Annotated in this window: 17 protein-coding genes; all 17 read right to left on the bottom strand. The window is 53.2% G+C overall.

Annotation, left to right across the window (positions count from 1 at the left end):
* Window positions 1–85: 85 nt before the first annotated feature.
* On the bottom strand, window positions 86–1,696 hold the full coding sequence (gene lnt / locus AYK82_RS02805; protein WP_068311115.1) for an apolipoprotein N-acyltransferase: 1,611 nt from the start codon (window positions 1,694–1,696) through the stop codon (window positions 86–88).
* A gap of 64 nt (window positions 1,697–1,760) precedes the next feature.
* A complete protein-coding gene (locus AYK82_RS02800; protein WP_068311114.1) occupies window positions 1,761–2,885 on the bottom strand; it encodes a hemolysin family protein in 1,125 nt (374 codons plus the stop codon).
* A gap of 35 nt (window positions 2,886–2,920) precedes the next feature.
* Window positions 2,921–3,424 (bottom strand): rRNA maturation RNase YbeY, encoded by a 504-nt coding sequence (gene ybeY / locus AYK82_RS02795; protein ID WP_068311112.1) that lies wholly within the window; start codon window positions 3,422–3,424, stop codon window positions 2,921–2,923.
* Window position 3,425: 1 nt separating this feature from the next.
* Entirely contained in the window at window positions 3,426–4,484 is a 1,059-nt protein-coding gene (locus AYK82_RS02790) for a PhoH family protein (protein ID WP_082733713.1), read from the bottom strand.
* Window positions 4,485–4,604: 120 nt separating this feature from the next.
* Entirely contained in the window at window positions 4,605–6,008 is a 1,404-nt protein-coding gene (gene miaB / locus AYK82_RS02785) for a tRNA (N6-isopentenyl adenosine(37)-C2)-methylthiotransferase MiaB (RefSeq protein ID WP_068311109.1), read from the bottom strand.
* Window positions 6,009–6,136: 128 nt separating this feature from the next.
* Window positions 6,137–6,976: a lyso-ornithine lipid O-acyltransferase gene (olsA, locus tag AYK82_RS02780; protein ID WP_068311108.1), complete on the bottom strand. Its 840-nt coding sequence runs from the start codon at window positions 6,974–6,976 to the stop codon at window positions 6,137–6,139.
* A gap of 7 nt (window positions 6,977–6,983) precedes the next feature.
* Window positions 6,984–7,412 (bottom strand): Fur family transcriptional regulator, encoded by a 429-nt coding sequence (locus tag AYK82_RS02775; RefSeq protein ID WP_068311107.1) that lies wholly within the window; start codon window positions 7,410–7,412, stop codon window positions 6,984–6,986.
* Window positions 7,413–7,457: 45 nt separating this feature from the next.
* Window positions 7,458–7,946 (bottom strand): ribosomal protein S18-alanine N-acetyltransferase, encoded by a 489-nt coding sequence (gene rimI / locus AYK82_RS02770; RefSeq protein ID WP_068311105.1) that lies wholly within the window; start codon window positions 7,944–7,946, stop codon window positions 7,458–7,460.
* Window positions 7,943–8,656 carry a tRNA (adenosine(37)-N6)-threonylcarbamoyltransferase complex dimerization subunit type 1 TsaB gene (gene tsaB / locus AYK82_RS02765; RefSeq protein ID WP_068311104.1) on the bottom strand — a complete coding sequence of 238 codons (714 nt, stop codon included), beginning with the start codon at window positions 8,654–8,656 and terminating at the stop codon, window positions 7,943–7,945. Before tsaB ends, rimI begins: the two co-directional genes overlap by 4 nt.
* A gap of 127 nt (window positions 8,657–8,783) precedes the next feature.
* A complete protein-coding gene (locus AYK82_RS02760; protein ID WP_068311102.1) occupies window positions 8,784–9,344 on the bottom strand; it encodes a NifU family protein in 561 nt (186 codons plus the stop codon).
* A gap of 112 nt (window positions 9,345–9,456) precedes the next feature.
* Window positions 9,457–9,951: a universal stress protein gene (locus AYK82_RS02755; RefSeq protein WP_068311100.1), complete on the bottom strand. Its 495-nt coding sequence runs from the start codon at window positions 9,949–9,951 to the stop codon at window positions 9,457–9,459.
* Window positions 9,952–10,053: 102 nt separating this feature from the next.
* Complete coding sequence (gene hslU / locus AYK82_RS02750; RefSeq protein ID WP_068311098.1) at window positions 10,054–11,355, bottom strand: ATP-dependent protease ATPase subunit HslU; 1,302 nt, start codon at window positions 11,353–11,355, stop codon at window positions 10,054–10,056.
* Window positions 11,356–11,397: 42 nt separating this feature from the next.
* Window positions 11,398–11,964, bottom strand: coding sequence for an ATP-dependent protease subunit HslV (gene hslV, locus AYK82_RS02745; protein WP_068311095.1), 567 nt, complete (start codon window positions 11,962–11,964; stop codon window positions 11,398–11,400).
* 141 nt (window positions 11,965–12,105) lie between these two features.
* On the bottom strand, window positions 12,106–12,684 hold the full coding sequence (locus AYK82_RS02740; RefSeq protein ID WP_068311094.1) for an NADPH-dependent FMN reductase: 579 nt from the start codon (window positions 12,682–12,684) through the stop codon (window positions 12,106–12,108).
* The gene (locus tag AYK82_RS02735) at window positions 12,629–13,303 is read right to left on the bottom strand and encodes a class I SAM-dependent methyltransferase (RefSeq protein ID WP_208976355.1); all 675 of its coding nucleotides are present in this window, start codon (window positions 13,301–13,303) and stop codon (window positions 12,629–12,631) included. Before AYK82_RS02735 ends, AYK82_RS02740 begins: the two co-directional genes overlap by 56 nt.
* A 65-nt stretch (window positions 13,304–13,368) precedes the next feature.
* Window positions 13,369–14,499 carry a molecular chaperone DnaJ gene (gene dnaJ, locus AYK82_RS02730; protein ID WP_068311093.1) on the bottom strand — a complete coding sequence of 377 codons (1,131 nt, stop codon included), beginning with the start codon at window positions 14,497–14,499 and terminating at the stop codon, window positions 13,369–13,371.
* A 257-nt stretch (window positions 14,500–14,756) separates the two neighbouring features.
* Window positions 14,757–16,700, bottom strand: a complete 1,944-nt coding sequence (dnaK, locus tag AYK82_RS02725) for a molecular chaperone DnaK (protein ID WP_082733692.1) — start codon at window positions 16,698–16,700, stop codon at window positions 14,757–14,759.
* Window positions 16,701–16,908: the final 208 nt, after the last annotated feature.

The following is a 16,908-nucleotide window of genomic DNA, read 5'->3' as shown; positions in this document are numbered from 1 at the left end:
CTTCGTGAAGAGAGATGTAATTCCGATCACCTGTGAACAATTGTTTGCGCTTAATTGCCTTTATAAATTGGCAAATCCTGTCCCGTCAATCAAGACGTGTAGGTAACACTCGACCCAATACCAGATATAGACTTATGAAAACTAGAAGCAGAAACAAAAAATTGTAATTACCGTACCGGGCATATAGCGTCGGTTGATGTATTGAAGATAGATTACCGACAATTGTTTCTGATAAGTTCATTGGAATTTCTGACGATATAATTCCATTAGCATCAATTATCGCAGAAATACCAGTATTCGCCGCGCGCACCATGGGCACACCTTGCTCTACGGCACGTAGTCTTGCCTGTGCCAAATGCTGAGCAGGGCCGACACTAGCGCCAAACCACGCATCATTTGTTGTGTTAACTAACAGCTGAGGGCGCGACTCAAGCGCCATCATTGTTTGCGGGAAAATCGCTTCGTAGCAAACCAATGGCTGCGCCAGCCAGCCGTTCGGCAGGCCGAGCGTTTTATACTCTTGTCCTGCGGTAAAGTCGGAAGGGGCATTGACCAGCTTTTCAATACCAAGGCGGCTAAGCAGGTTATGGAAAGGCAAGAACTCCCCGAACGGGACGAGGCGCACCTTATCATAGCTTTGCAAAATCGCCCCATCGCCATTGAGAGTATAAACACTGTTAAAGAAGCGCGTGGTTCCATCGCTGACATCAGCGCGTAGCGCACCAGTCATAAGATATGCGTTTTCGTGCAATACATCGCCAATTGCCGCCTGCGCATCTGGTGTGCGGGCCAGCAAAAAGGGAAAGGCGGATTCCGGCCAAACCACAAGCGTTTTTGCCTGCCTATCAAGAGAAGCGAGCGCTGCTTTTGTCTGCTTTAAATAGCCGGGTAGCAACTTGTCTCGATTTTCCGGTTTCCACTTGTCCGTCTGCGCGATATTCGGCTGCACAACGACGACCTTAAGCTCTTGGGCGAGCTTGCCTGTTTGCTGAAGATGCCAAAACCCAAAACCCCAAAGCGAGAACAACGAAACAACTGAGAGAGTTAGGACTGCACGCGCCTGCCCTTTATTATCGCTTATCAACACAGCCGGGGTGGCACAGACAAACGCAGCCACCAGCGATTGTCCAAAAACGCCAAAAACCGATGCGGATTGCAACAAATAGACGTTGTTGGAAAACGAAAGGCCGATCAAGTTCCAAGGGAAGCCGGTAAATGCGTAGGCTCGCACAAAGTCGCTCAGCGCCAAGGCAATTGCGAGCAACAGCACCCGCCTCGGCCCTTGTCGCCAGAGCGGGGCAACGAGCGCCGAAATTGCTGCGGAAAGGGTTGCCAAAACCGCCGGCAAGCCAAGCACTGCAAAGGGTATCATCCAGGCGTATTTACTGGCCTCAATCAGAAACGCCTCGGCAATCCACCACATACCGGCGATGAAAAAGCCTAGGTAAAACCACCAGAGCGTGAAAAAAAAGCTAGAATACCGCGCCCAAACACCTGTCCGCTCGACAACAACCGACGTATCGAGAAGAAGAACCAGTACAGGCAGACTAAGAAAAAGAACAGGCCATGCGCCAAACGGAGGCATAGCGCAAGAAGCGAAAGCTCCGGCAAACAGCGAAAGAATAAATCGCCGCCACCCCCAAGACAGCAAGAAAGGTTGAGCGACCCGCTCTGCCAAGTGTTGCACAACGCTCATCAATCCCCCTTGGCCGTGCGGCCGAATTTACCTTCGCGCTCTTACCCGAACGTCCTTGTGGTCGTTATTCAGCTGCTTCTATGCGCCGAATGCGGCCACGCTGATCAGCACGGCGGCGATACATCCGCAAACGCTTAATGCGTCGCGGATCAGCATCCACTACCTCAAACTCAAAGCCCGGCAGCTTGCGATTTGAAATCAACTCTCCGCGCACGGGCACGCGATCCAGTATAGTGAAGAGAAGGCCACCAAGCGTATCGACATCTTCCGCCTCTTCCCCGGCGTTGAAGTCAACGCCCAGCTCTTTATGCAGATCTTCCAGTTCGATGCGAGGATCAACAATCCAAACCCCTTCGCTAGCAGGCTGGATCATTTCTTCTTCGTCTTTGTCGTGCTCATCTTCAATGTTGCCGACAACAGTTTCGACAATATCCTCTAGCGAAACGAGACCATCTGTGCCACCATACTCATCAATGACGAGTGCCATTTGCACACGCGTGACCTGCATGCGCTTCATCAGGTCAAGCGATGACATGGAAGGGGGAACAAAGTGCAAGGGGCGCACGAGGCCCGTTTTGCCTAATGGCTTGGTGAGGTCAACACAGGAAAAATCAAGCGCATCTTCTGCGCGCAGGTTCCGTTTGGCGCCCTCGTCCTCTGCTGGTTGCTCCGATTTTTTCTGATTTTTCGCAGCTTCTCTTGCAAAGAAGGACATCAAATCCTTGATGTGCACCATGCCGCGCGGATCGTCCAAATTATCATGGAACACCGGCATGCGTGAATGGCCCGATGCTTGGAACAACGCCAGCACATGGCCAAGACTGGCCTCGTCCTCAACGGCTTCGATATCCGCGCGCGGGATCATCACGTCTTCAACACGAGATTCACGCAGCTCTAGGATATTTGTCAGCAGTTCTTTTTCAGCTGCGGAGAAAACGGCATCGGGGCCAGCCTCAACCCGCGCCAGTTCAACTTGTAGATCTGCGCGTAGGGAGGCGCTGCCATTACGGCGCGCAAAGCGGAAAGGGTTCAGCCATTGCCAAAAACCTGTGGCTTGTTTTGCTTTGGCCGGCTGTTGCTGTGGGTCTTCCGTAGCAGAGCCTTGTTTTGCCGAGTTTGCCGGCAAGGGGTCGATCGCGGTTTCGGAGGCTTCGCCCCCATTGCTACTTCGCGGTTCGGTGTCGTTCATTTGGTTCCTGTTGTCCCGGCGATTACGCAGCCGAGTTAATCATCTGCCACAAGGGGCGCATCTTTATAGGGGTCTGGAATACCTAGGGCCGCAAGAATTTTGCGCTCTTCGCCTTCCATTTCTTCAGCTTCTTCACTGATCTGGTGATCATAACCGAAAAGGTGAAGAGTTCCATGAACAATTAAATGGGTCAAATGGTGCGAAAATGGAGTGTCCAGCTCGGCCGCTTCACGCTCGACGGTTTCGCGGGCGATGACAATATCGCCCAAAAGGGGACCATAGGGCAAGTACTCGCCTTCGTCTCCGGGAAAGGAGAGGACATTTGTCGGCTTGTTTTTACCACGCCACTGGTTGTTCAGTTTTTGCACGGCGTTATCATTGGTAAAAACCAATGAAATTTCGGAGTTTGCTGCATATTCCAAGCTGGAGATTGCAACAGCCTTATCGATAGCCGCTCGGGCAAGCTTGTCCAGCTCATCCGCACCCGGCCAGTTTTCGTCCTCGATAAGAATATCCAGGTGAATTGGAGGAGTTTGCATTTTATTCCTGCACTGCTCCAGCCACCTGCGTTTGCGCCGCAAGCAACGCTGCCGCCTTTCGCTCTTCTTCGTCGCGCTCTCGGCGACGCTCCGCGCGTCGGCGACCTTCCTCATCATACGCATGGACGATCCGCGCAACCAGCTCGTGTCGGACCACGTCGCTTTCTGTAAAGTCGACACGCGCAACACCTTCAACTCCGGTGAGGATTTTCAGCGCCTCTCGCAGACCTGACATTTGCCCGGGCGGCAAGTCCACCTGTGAAGGGTCGCCTGTGATAATCATCTTGGAGTTTTCGCCAAGGCGGGTCAGAAACATTTTCATCTGCATAGATGTGGTGTTCTGCGCCTCATCAAGGATGACAACCGCGTTGGACAAAGTCCGTCCGCGCATAAATGCGAGCGGGGCAACCTCGATCATACCGCTATCAAGGCCGCGCTCCAACTTTTCTGGCGAGAGCATCTCGTTCAGACCATCGTAGAGCGGTCGCAAGTAGGGGTCGACCTTGTCTTTCATATCGCCGGGCAGAAAGCCGAGGCGTTCGCCAGCTTCTACCGCCGGGCGCGAGAGGATCATACGGTCAATCTCGCCACGCTCCAGCAGCGCAGCAGCGTAAGCTACTGCGAGAAATGTCTTACCCGTTCCTGCAGGACCAACGCCAAAGGTGAGATCTGCGCGATCCATCGCACGGATATAGGCATCCTGTGCTGCTGTACGGGCGATGAGGGTTTTGCGACGCGTGGCGATCTGAGCGAAGGCCATGCGCGATTTGGTTTCCATGGTGGGCAAGGTCAGTTGACGCTCTGAAGCCTCTGCCATGCGGATAGCACCTGCGACATCAGCAGGCAGAACCTCGCGCCCCTTTTGCAAGCTGGCGTAAAGGGATTCCAGTGCCAGTTTGGCTTGCTCACAGCCTTGCTTATGGCCACGGATAGTGACCTGATTTCCCCTTGCAACAGCCTCAACACCGAGCTGCTGCTCGATTAACGCCAAATTCTGATCAAACTGGCCGAACAGATCGCCAATCAAACGATTGTCATCAAAGGCCAGAACCACATGCATTAAATCGGATGCGGCCACTGGCTGGGTTTCGCCTGTGCGTTTCGCGGCGTTGGTGGGGTTAGGCTTCAAACAAGACCTCCGTGTGGGCGATGAGCTGCGTTTGCTGAGCGTATCATGCGCCTAAACGAGCTCGCCTTCCAGACTATTTGCACCTGCGGCTACAACTTTTACAGAGGCGATTTCGCCAAACAGCTGCGCTGGTGCCGCAACATGCACGGGTTGCAGCCATGGGGAGCGACCCGCCATCTGCCCTTCTTGGCGCCCCTGCTTCTCAAAGAGAACGTCAATGGTTTTGCCAACAAGCGAGGCGTTAAAATCTTTTTGCTGTTGGGAAAGCAACCCCTGCAGCGCAGCGAGACGCTCGGATTTGACTGCTTCTTCGACTTGATCTTCCATCAGTGCGCCGGGGGTACCCGGACGGGGGCTAAATTTAAAAGAGAAGGCCGAGCCGTATTTTACACGTTCGATCAAATCCATGGTATCGGCAAAATCTTGGTCGGTTTCACCGGGGAAGCCGACGATAAAATCACCAGACAGCGCGATATCCGGGCGCGCTTCGCGGATGCGGTCCAGCAAACGGAAGTAATCATCGCGCGTGTGCTTGCGATTCATGGCTTTCAGCACGCTATCGGCACCAGACTGCACCGGCAGGTGCAGGTATGGCATAAGAATATCCAGATCGCGGTGAGCTGCGATCAACGCATCATCCATATCGCGTGGGTGAGATGTGGTGTAGCGAAGGCGATCAATGCCATCGATCTTCGCAAGCTCGAACAACAACTCGCCAAGACCCCATTCGCGGCCATCAGAGCCTGCACCGTGCCAGCCATTCACATTTTGCCCCAGCAATGTCACTTCGCGCACGCCAGCGGCGGCCAAGCGCTTGGTTTCCGAAACGATCTGCTCAACAGAACGGGAGACTTCCGCACCACGGGTGTAAGGCACAACACAGAAAGTGCAGAACTTGTCACACCCCTCTTGCACGGTAACAAAAGCCGTCACCCCGCGCTTGCGTACCGCCTCCTTGGACGGTGTTGCGAGATGCTTGAACTTCTCCTGGATGTCGAATTCAGTTTCAACAACCTTGGAGCCGTTAGAGGCGCGGTTCAGCAGTTCGGGCAGGCGGTGATAGCTTTGCGGGCCGACAACGAGATCTACAACCGGCGCACGGCGGGAAATCTCCGCGCCTTCCGCCTGCGCAACACAGCCTGCGACGGAAACCATCATCTGCTTGCCGTCTTTGGCTTTGTCTTCTTTCAGCTTACGAATGCGACCAAGCTCGGAATAAACCTTCTCCGCAGCCTTCTCACGAATATGGCAGGTGTTCAGGATAACAAGATCCGCTTCTTCCATATTCTGCGTCGGGGCATAACCATCGGTCGTCAGGGCGTCATTCATCCGGTCGGAATCGTAAACATTCATCTGGCAGCCATACGTCTTGATAAAGACCTTACGGGTTGCCTCTGGCGCTTTGGTATCAGCGCTGTTTTCCTGATTGGTTTCGGTGGTTGCGAAGTTATCCATGTATCCCTCGGGGCTGCCTTTCCGGCACCCGCCTGCATTCGTTTGGCGCGCTCTTAATGGCGCAAGTCATCTGTTGTGGGCAGCTTTAGCGTGTTTTTGCGCTGTTGAGAAGTATTGTTTCTTGCAGTCTACTTCTGGAATTCGGCAATTTCGAGCCCGTCCGGCTCGACGAGAGTGCCTGCAAGTGCCGCCGCGGTCATTTCTCTGACCTGCCCTTCCAAGCGGCCAGTAAGCTCTTTGCGGTTTACCGACTGGTTAAGAGCGATTGGTAAACCCCAAGTCAATTCAACATCTAGGCCACCTTCCTTGATGATATTCCAAAGGTGACCAGCGAGCTCCATATCACCATACCATGCGACATGCGAACGCCAAAAGCGACCGATGGGTATACCGTGTAGTTTTGTATAAGCGATGGAAAGTGGTTGCACAAAAACCTGAGCTGGCTCGTCATCGCTCTTCCCGGCACCCATGGCCTGATGCACAGCGCCAACAAGTGCGGAGCGAAACGGCAAGACTTCGTTGCCATTTGAAGACGTGCCTTCAGCGAACAATACCATTGCATCGCCACTGGCCATCCGTCGGGCGATTTGATTTGCCACCTTGCCAGTCTCGCTTCGCCGTTGACGGTTGACGAATACGGTTCGCTGCAGCTTTGCGAACAAGCCAAAAATAGGCCAGCCCGAGACTTCCTGTTTGGCAATAAAGCTCAAAGGGCCTGTGCAGCCAAGCGTGACAATATCAAGCCACGACGCGTGATTAGCGGTCACTAGGAGAGGCCGGTCCGCCGCCATTTTGCCATGCTGGATCACACGCATGCCCAACAAGCGGTGGGCAATGCGGTGCCAGAAGTATGGCAAATTACGTTGCATGGGGAGATTTAATTTGACGGCTAACCACTGCGGCGGGATAAGCACCAGTGTGATCACAGTCAGGGCCAGTATAACTGTAAGCGCTCTGAGTGTGGCCATGCTCGAACTAATCCCCTTCGGTTAGTGGCACGCCGTAGAGCTCCAGCCGGTGATCCACCAGCTTAAAGCCTAGTTTGCGCGCGACTTCTTCCTGTATTTTTTCAATCTCTTCCGAGCGGAATTCAATAACCTTGCCACTACGCAGATCGATCAGGTGGTCGTGGTGTTCTTCTGAGACCGTCTCATATCGGGATCTGCCATCACGAAAATCATGGCGCTCGATGATGCCTGCATCTTCAAAAAGCTTTACCGTTCGGTATACTGTCGATATTGAAATTTTCGGATCAATATCTGCCGCACGGCGATACAGCTCTTCCACGTCTGGATGATCTATCGCGGCCTCGATCACGCCTGCTATAACCCGGCGCTGCTCGGTCATGCGCATGCCCTTTTTTACGCAAAGCTCTATGAGTGACAGATCTGGTTGAGAACTCATTCGATTTTATACCTTTGAAAACCTTAGCCTAGGCGGTCGGGTCACTTACCGGAGGTCGCAGCGCATAACAAGTGCCGTCCCTGCCCCTTCGCTGGCGGCGTAGTAGCCTTTTCGTTCCCCAATTTGTTTGAAACCCAGCTTTTTGTAAAGAGCAACCGCAGGGGTATTCGCATCATCCACCTCTAGAAAGAGTGTTTCCGCCCGATCGGCTTGTAACTGAAAAATAGCGGCGTCCATTAACTGCCTGCCTATGCCGCGCCCTTGCTTGCTTGGCAGAACAGCCACAGTTAACACCTCTGCCTCACCAACGATGTTTCGAATAATGACAAAGCCAACGAGCTCTGGCGGCATCAATACCTGCGGCTGCCATGCAGCCAAAGCAAACGTCCCCTTTTGTGGCAGGATTCCACGCAGTTCTGCACTGTTCCAGTTATGGCTAAAGCAGGCGGCGTGCGCTTTAGCCATTGCAGGAATGTCTTCTTCGCTTACAGAACGAATAACAGGAGGCTTTGAAAACAGGCCCAATAGCTTCATTGCCGTTTGACCTTGCCCTTGCTGCCAGGGATTGCATCAGGCGGACGCAGATATAACGGCGCTGGTTTATGCTGCTGCAGCGGCGCTGCGGCGCCTACAAGCGCGAGGGCGCCAATGTCAGCATATTCTGCGCCGGTCAGAACGTTCTCTCGAGCAATCCCCGCCTCGCTCGCAAGGGCTTGGGCAGCAGAGCCTGCCAACAACATTTGGGGTGAAAGTTGGGAGGCCAGTTCCGACACTGTTGCCACAGATGGCTCACAAAGCGGCTCAGGGATTTCGCCAGCGGAGATCGAGAAGCTTTGCGTATAGACCTCATCCCGCCGGGCATCTAACGCCACCAAGAGCTGGGAAGACCCTGCTGTATGGTCGTTGCTTTCGGCAAGGGCGGTTGTGGCTTGATGTGCAATTCCTTGCAGTGTTCCGACAGAAATCAAGGGGCACTGCAACACAAGGCCAAAACCACGTGCGATGGAAAGGCCAACCCGCAAACCGGTGAAGCTGCCCGGCCCGACATTAACGGCTATGCGGTCCAGCTCATTAAAAGAGACCGAGGCTTCCGCCATGACATCGGCGACCATCGCCATAATGTGCTCGGCATGGCCGCGGCCGATATTCGCGGATTGCTTATGCAGCAACGCCGGCTCGCTGTCTGTCACCAGAACAGCAGCAGCGCATGCACTTAAGGCGGTGTCGATCGCAAGTAGCTTCATGAATTAGCAATAGCTTTGCTGGGGCGCGCTGTCGAGCAAGCAATTCGTGGTAGAGCGGGCCGAGCTGCCCGCTTTACATTCCTGACAGTGCACACAGTAATCGTTTGTTATTATGTGGCTTTATAGTCTACATCTGACGAACTTCTTGCACTTCCGGGATGAAGTGCCGCATCAGATTCTGGATGCCGTGGCTAAGCGTTGCCGTGGATGACGGACAACCGGCACACGCGCCGCGCATTGTCAGATAGACTATGCCCTCTTTATAGCCACGAAAGGTGATATCGCCGCCATCTTGCGCCACAGCCGGACGCACGCGGGTTTCCAGCAATTCTTTGATTGTAGCGACGATTTCCTTGTCGCTTTCTTCAAAGAATTCTTCACCCAAATCACTATCGCCGGTGCCCTCCCCCTCAAGAATCGGGGCACCAGACATAAAGTGCTCCATAATCGCCCCAAGGATGGCCGGGCGCATATGCTGCCAGTCGGTTTCGTCTTTGGTGACGGTGATGAAGTCATGACCGAAAAAGATGCCCTGCACGCCATCGATCGCAAACAGGTGTTGCGCCAACGGCGAAACTGCAGCTTCCTCTTTGCTTCGAAAATCAAGCGTACCCTCTGCCAGAACGATACGGCCGGGCAGGAATTTCAGCGTTGATGGGTTCGGCGTCGCTTCTGTTTGGATAAACATGGGTACATCCGTTTTTGGTTTTGCATGGGCGGCTTTGGGCCGGTTCTACTGCTTTTGTCTTGCTTCGTAAATAGGGCGGCGCAATTGCCTGCACCCGCCCCTAGCTTTCTGCTTAAGCCAGCGCCTCAAGCGCGTCATCATCCAGATTGCCGGGCACAATTGTAACCGGAATCGGGAAAGTGCCGGAAGAGCGTCCTGCGATCGAAGAAACCAGAGGCCCCGGGCCATCCTTGGCCGTGCCCGCTGCGAGTACCAGAATTGCGATGTCCGCATCGGTCTCGATCAACTCGACAATCTCTTCCGAGCGGTTGCCCTCACGGATGACCAGCTCTGGCTCCGTTCTCGCGGCGGTGCGCACCACTTGCGCTGCCTTAGCTAGTGTTTGCTCAGCCGTTTCACGGGCTTCTGCGCGCATGATGTCTTCGACCCCCAGCCAATGCTGAAAATTTCCCGGCGCAATGACGTATAACAGCAGCAGAGCGCCGCCTGTACGAGCGGCACGCTTTGCTGCATAGATCAGCGCGCGATCACATTCCGGGGTGTCATCCACCACAACCATGAACTTACGGCGGTGGCCTTCTTCATTGCTTCTGCGGATTGCTACCATGAAATGCTCTGCTTGTTGTTGCCCCTTGCAAGCCCCGTTACGGGCTGGCTCAAAACCATTGAGCCAACAACCATTATCAAGGCCTTGCCTGAGTTTTGCAACCTAGAGGATAAACTGCGATAGATCGACGTTCTTTGCTAATTCGCCAATATTCTTGCGAACATGCTCCGCATCAATCACCAGCGTTTCCCCCGATTTATCAGGGGCCGTGAAAGAGATTTCATCAAGAATGCGTTCCATCACCGTTTGTAGGCGGCGCGCGCCAATATTCTCAATTGTCGAGTTTAGATCAACCGAGATTGCAGCGATTTCATCAATCGCATCATCTGTAAATTCCAGTGAGACGCCTTCTGTCCCCATCAAGGCCACGTATTGTTTTATGAGACTGGCCTCGGTGTCCTTCAGTATCTGGCGGAAATCATCTTTGGTTAGCGCGCGCAGCTCCACGCGGATTGGCAGTCGGCCTTGCAGCTCTGGCAGCAAATCGGATGGCTTTGCTACATGGAAGGCACCAGAAGCGATGAATAGAATATGATCGGTTTTAACAGGACCATGCTTTGTTGATACCACTGTGCCTTCAATCAAGGGAAGCAGATCTCGTTGCACGCCTTCGCGAGAAACATCGCCGTGGCGACCTTCCTTAGCGCAAATCTTGTCGATTTCATCCAAGAATACAATGCCAGAGTTTTCTACCAGCGAGATGGCTTCCTGAACAACTATCTCTTCATCCAGCAGCTTGTCACTTTCTTCCGCCAATAAGATGCGGTGGCTTTCCTTGACTGTCGTTTTCTTCGACTTTGTCTGCCCGCCAAAAGCTTTACCGAGCATATCGGAGAGGTTCATCACGCCGACGCTGCCACCCGGCATTCCTGGCATATCAAAACTTGGCATTTGAGGTTGAGCTTGCACCTGTATCTCAATCTCACGAGTGTCAAGCTCGCCTTCGCGCAGTTTTTTGCGGAAAGTATCGCGTGTGGTCGGGCTAGCATTTTCGCCGACCAACGCATCAAGGACGCGCTCCTCTGCCGCTACATGAGCCTTCGCCTCGACCTCTTTGCGCATTTTTTCACGAACAAGCGTTATGCCGGTCTCAACAAGATCACGGATGATCTGCTCTACATCGCGGCCAACGTAGCCAACCTCGGTAAATTTGGTCGCCTCTACCTTGGTAAAAGGCGCATTTGCAAGCTTGGCAAGGCGACGAGAGATCTCTGTTTTACCAACACCGGTCGGGCCGATCATGAGGATGTTTTTCGGCATCACCTCCTCACGCAGGCCCTCGTCAAGCTGCTGCCGACGCCAGCGATTGCGTAAAGCTATGGCCACGGCACGCTTCGCATCGTTCTGGCCAATGATAAAGCGATCTAACTCGGATACGATCTCACGCGGGGAAAAGTTCGTCATTGTGGTACTTTCTTAATACTCAAGATAGATTGACAGGCGCGCTTAAGCTGCGCTCTCGTCATCCAGACTCTCAACTGTGATGTTTTCGTTTGTATATACGCAGATTTCTGCGGCAACAGCCATGGATTTGCGGCAGATGGTCTCTGCATCATAATCAGTGTCAGCCAAGGCACGGGCTGCGGCTAGCGCATAATTGCCACCAGAACCGATGCCCATGATACCGTTTTCCGGCTCCAGCACATCGCCGGTTCCGGTTAAAACCAGCGAGTGCTTGCTGTCGGCAACAAGCATCATAGCTTCTAGACGGCGCAGGTAGCGATCTGTTCGCCAGTCTTTTGCTAATTCCACACACGCGCGCATGAGCTGGTTTGGATACTGTTCCAACTTGGCTTCAAGACGCTCGAAAAGCGTAAAGGCATCTGCTGTAGCCCCAGCAAAGCCTGCGATCACTTTTCCGCCCGCTAGGGGGCGCACTTTACGCGCACTGCCCTTGATGACGGTTGGCCCGAGCGAAACCTGGCCATCGCCCGCGATGACCACCTTGCCAGCTTTGCGCACTGTCAAGATGGTTGTGCCGTGCCATTGTTGCGGTTCTTGCCGTTCGCTCATGTTCGATCCCATCGTTTGGCTCTTCATTCAAAAAGAGCTGATTGTTTTTGGCGTGGGATCATATGTAGGTGCCTCGACTAAATTTTGCAAAGGGCGGCTGCAAAACTATTGTCTCAAAATGCTTGCGCGCCCTCCACTTTCTTATGCAAGCGCCTGATATTGTGCCTCTTTATAGAGTCGATCTACCAGCGCTTGTGCCCGTGCGCCAACGGAAGCGGAGGCCAAGTTGCCATGAACATCAAAGGCACTCGCCGCCCCACCAACAGAGACCATTTCTGGCAGGACTAGCGCACCCAAGCCAACTTCTAACACCGAACGCAACTGAATCAGGCCACGCATTCCACCCAAGGCACCGGGGGACACCGCACCAATTGCGTATACTCCTGTGGAGAATACGCTTTTTCCATCAGGACGGTGTCTGGAAACCCAATCTAACGTGTTTTTTAGCAAAGGAGTGAATGAGGCATTGTATTCTGGGCTCGCAATGAACACGCCGTGATTTGCCTGAAAATGCGCGTGAAGCTGTAGGGCGGCTTTTGGTAGTCCCTCTTCGGCTTCAAGATCCCCATTATACAGCGGCAGCGGATAGTCTACGAGATTAAGATGCGTTACCTCCGCGCCCTTTTGCGCAGCCAATTTAACCATCAAAGCGGCAAGCTGAGTGTTATAAGATTGTGTCCGTGTCGAGCCTGATATGACCAGAATTTTTGCTGTATTCACTGCATGTATTCCTTTCTTTGCTTTCTCTAAAAATCCACACCCTTGCAGGCGGCAGGTTCTTCACCACCCAGCCGCTGGTTTCAACGGTGTATCCCTTTGGTTTGCGCTGTAAAGGCGAAGAGACCGAGTAAGAAAACTGAATAAAGGGCGCGCCGGGGCGCATTAGTGCAAAGCACTGATGCAAGCATTTCAAACGGCGGTACATCGGCTGGGAAATGAGCGGCAAGCTTGAAACAACAGCACTGAGCGAGCCTCTTGCAACTTTGGGCAAGCTTGCATGGAGATTATAGGCATCCCCTTGCACAAAGTTCACGCCCGCATAGCGCTTGTGCAGCGTGGGCAGAAAATCCGCATTGTATTCAAGAGAGATGAGGTTTTGGCGGAGAATACCGGCTTTTAGAATTGCTTTGGTAACCGGGCCTGTGCCTGGCCCCAGTTCCAATACCTTTGCCTCACGGTCCTTCGGGATATACGAGGCCATTTTATCAGCTAGATCAGGCCCTGAAGCGGCGACAGCGCCGGTGCGCAGAGGCGCCTCGGCCCAAGCACGCAAAAGCCGCGTATCATCGCCGATTTTTTTAATTACAGATTTGGCGCCAAATTGATTCCGAGAAAACATCAAATCCTCCGGCGTAATCACCAATACTTAGTGAAGATAAGGAGCGCGCCGGAGGATTTAAACCGTTAGGCCTTCAAGTTGTCCAAGAATTCTTTTGCTCTTGCAAAAAAACCGGAGGATTCCGGATGGTTTTCACCTGAAGATTCTTCTTCAAATTCTGCAAGAAGCTCTCTTTGACGCTTGGTCAGGTTGGTTGGCGTCTCGACAACAACTTGAATATACATATCCCCATGCTGGCTCGAGCGCATGACAGGCATGCCTTTGCCACGCAAGCGGAATTGCTTGCCCGTTTGTGTGCCTTCTGGAACCGTGACGCGCGCAGTCGAACCTTCCAGGTCAGGCACTTCAAACCTGCCACCAAGTGTTGCCGTGGTCATTGAAATGGGCACACGGCAATAGATGTCCGAGCCATCTCGCTGGAAGAATTCATGCGGGCGGATAGACAGGAAGATGTAAAGATCGCCCGATGGGCCACCGCGCAGTCCAGCCTCCCCTTCACCGGTTAGGCGAATGCGGGTTCCATCCTCGATGCCTGCCGGGATGTTGACCGAAAGGCTGCGATCCTTGGTGGTGCGGCCTGTGCCGCCGCAGCAATCGCAAGGATCGGAGATGATTTCACCACGGCCCTGACAAGTCGGGCATGTCCGCTCCATGGTGAAGAAGCCTTGTGCCGCACGCACGCGGCCAACACCGCCACAGGTTGGACAGGTGGACGGGCTGGTTCCCGGTTTAGCGCCAGAGCCATCACACTTTTCACAGGAGATCGTGGTCGGCACTTCTATCTCAACAGATTTGCCAAGATAGGCTTCTTCCAAAGAAATTTCGAGGTTATAGCGCAGATCTGCTCCGCGCTCGCGGCCAGAAGAGCGACGACCGCCACCACCGCCGCCGAAGAATTCATCAAAAATATCCGACATTGCCGAGGCAAAGTCATGCCCGCCATGGCCCTGACCGCCACCGAAACCGCCATTTTCAAAGGCTGCATGCCCGTATCGATCATAGGCAGCGCGCTTTTGTGCGTCTTTCAAGGTGTCGTAGGCTTCGTTTACTTCTTTAAAGCGGGTTTCAGCCTCTGCATCATCCGGATTTCTATCGGGATGGTACTTCATGGCCATCTTGCGATAGGCACTTTTCAGAGCTTTTGCGTCGACCTCCCGTGCCACTCCCAGCACTTCATAATAGTCGCGTTTAGACATTAGCTTTTAGCTCCACAGACTTGCGTCCTGTTAATCGGGCGTTTGCCTGATAGGCGGGAATTGAAAGATGTTAGCACCAATATGCGCGTGTAAAAGCGGTGCTAACCTTTCGTCCCATTTTCATGCTTGGGTGTTTGCTGCGGGCCTGAATTGCAGCTCGACTTATTCTGTTCGCCGAATTTCAGCCCGTTCCCCACCGTGCTGTTTACCGAAGATAAGCAAGGGCGCGTATCCCGATGATACGCGCCCCGGTATGCTTACTTCTTGTCGTCTTTGACTTCTTCAAAGTCTGCATCAACGATATCGTCAGCAGGCTTTGGTTCGTCATCGCCTTCTTCCTCGCCTTCCGCAGCTTGGTACATTGCTTCACCAAGCTTCATGGAGACTTCTGCAAGGCTCTGGGTTTTTTCCTTGATGTCCTCAAGGTCTTCCCCTTCAAGGGCGGTTTTCAAGGCTGCCAGAGCTGCTTCGATAGCCGCCTGATCTTCATCACCAACCTTTTCGCCGTACTCTTTCAAAGACTTTTCGGTAGAGTGGTGCAGCGCTTCACCCTGGTTTTTCGCTTCAACCAGCTCTTTACGCTGTTTGTCTTCTTCCGCATGCGACTCAGCGTCTTTCACCATCTGCTCGATGTCGGCGTCGGACAGACCACCAGATGCCTGAATTCGGATCTGCTGTTCTTTGCCGGTGCCTTTGTCTTTTGCAGACACGTTCACGATGCCGTTTGCATCAATGTCGAAAGACACTTCAATCTGCGGCACACCGCGCGGTGCTGGCGGGATGTCTTCCAGATTGAACTGGCCAAGAATTTTGTTGTCCGCTGCCATTTCGCGCTCACCTTGGAACACGCGGATGGTTACTGCAGACTGGTTGTCCTCAGCCGTGGAGAACACCTGAGATTTCTTCGTTGGGATGGTGGTGTTGCGATCGATCAAGCGGGTAAACACGCCGCCGAGAGTTTCAATACCCAAGGAAAGCGGGGTTACATCAAGCAGCAGCACATCTTTAACGTCGCCCTGAAGCACGCCTGCCTGAATGGCAGCGCCCATAGCCACAACTTCATCCGGGTTTACGCCTTTGTGCGGCTCTTTTCCGAAGAATTGCTTAACTACTTCCTGCACTTTCGGCATGCGGGTCATACCGCCAACCAGCACAACTTCGTCCAGCTCGCCAGCTGCCAAACCGGCATCTTTCAAGGCGGCTTTCATCGGCGCCACTGTACGCTGGACCAGATCATCCACCAGTTGCTCAAACTTTGCGCGGGTCAGCTTCAACGTCAGGTGCTTTGGACCAGACGCATCGGCGGTTATAAACGGCAGGTTGATTTCCGTTTGGGACGCGGAGGACAGCTCGATCTTGGCTTTTTCTGCAGCCTCTTTCAGGCGCTGAAGAGCCAGCTTATCGTTCTTAAGGTCAATGCCCTGCTCTTTTTTGAACTCACCGGCGAGGTAATCCACCAAGCGCATGTCAAAGTCTTCACCACCGAGGAAGGTATCACCATTGGTGGACTTAACTTCGAATACGCCATCACCGATTTCAAGAATGGACACATCGAACGTACCGCCACCAAGGTCGTAAACCGCGATGGTTTTACCGTCATTTTTGTCCATGCCATAGGCAAGAGCAGCGGCAGTTGGTTCGTTGATGATGCGCAGAACTTCAAGACCAGCGATTTTACCGGCGTCTTTGGTCGCCTGACGCTGTGCATCGTTGAAGTATGCTGGAACAGTAATCACGGCCTGAGTGACAGTCTCACCGAGGAAGGATTCAGCTGTTTCCTTCATCTTTTGTAGGATGAAAGCAGAAATTTGAGATGGAGAGTATTTTTCGCCACTCGCCTCGACCCAAGCATCGCCATTGTCTGCTTTAACGATGTTGTATGGCACCAGACCCTTGTCTTTTTCCACGGTAGGATCGCTAAAGCGACGACCGATCAAGCGCTTAACAGCGAAAAGGGTATCTGTTGGATTGGTTACAGCCTGACGCTTTGCTGGCTGGCCTACCAGGCGCTCGCCATCATCAGAAAAAGCAACCATAGATGGGGTGGTGCGTGCACCCTCTGCATTTTCAATAACTTTAGAATCTTTGCCGTCCATTACAGACACGCAAGAGTTTGTTGTACCGAGGTCGATACCGATGACTTTTGCCATTTTTACTTTTCTCCTTTCGGCAGACCGACCGAACCCTGACGGCGTTCGGATGAGTCAGATCTGTTGCCTGACCGGTCCCCTTCGCAATGCTCGTTGAAAAGAGTGTTGTATATGCTCAGATCAACTTTCAAAAAGCTATATAGGTGGGGGCCACAGGCCTCGCAAGATGTGACGATAATTTATTCCTAGAGAAATAACCGGAAGGTTGAGATGAGGGGGGTGAAATGCGCTTTCCTTTGGAAAACCTGTTAAACAAACG

The organism is Polycladidibacter hongkongensis (genome assembly GCF_001561995.1).
GTDB lineage: Bacteria > Pseudomonadota > Alphaproteobacteria > Rhizobiales > Stappiaceae > Pseudovibrio > Pseudovibrio hongkongensis.
The sequence above is the reverse complement of the archived record's forward strand: the minus strand, read 5'-3'. Positions and strand labels throughout refer to the sequence as shown.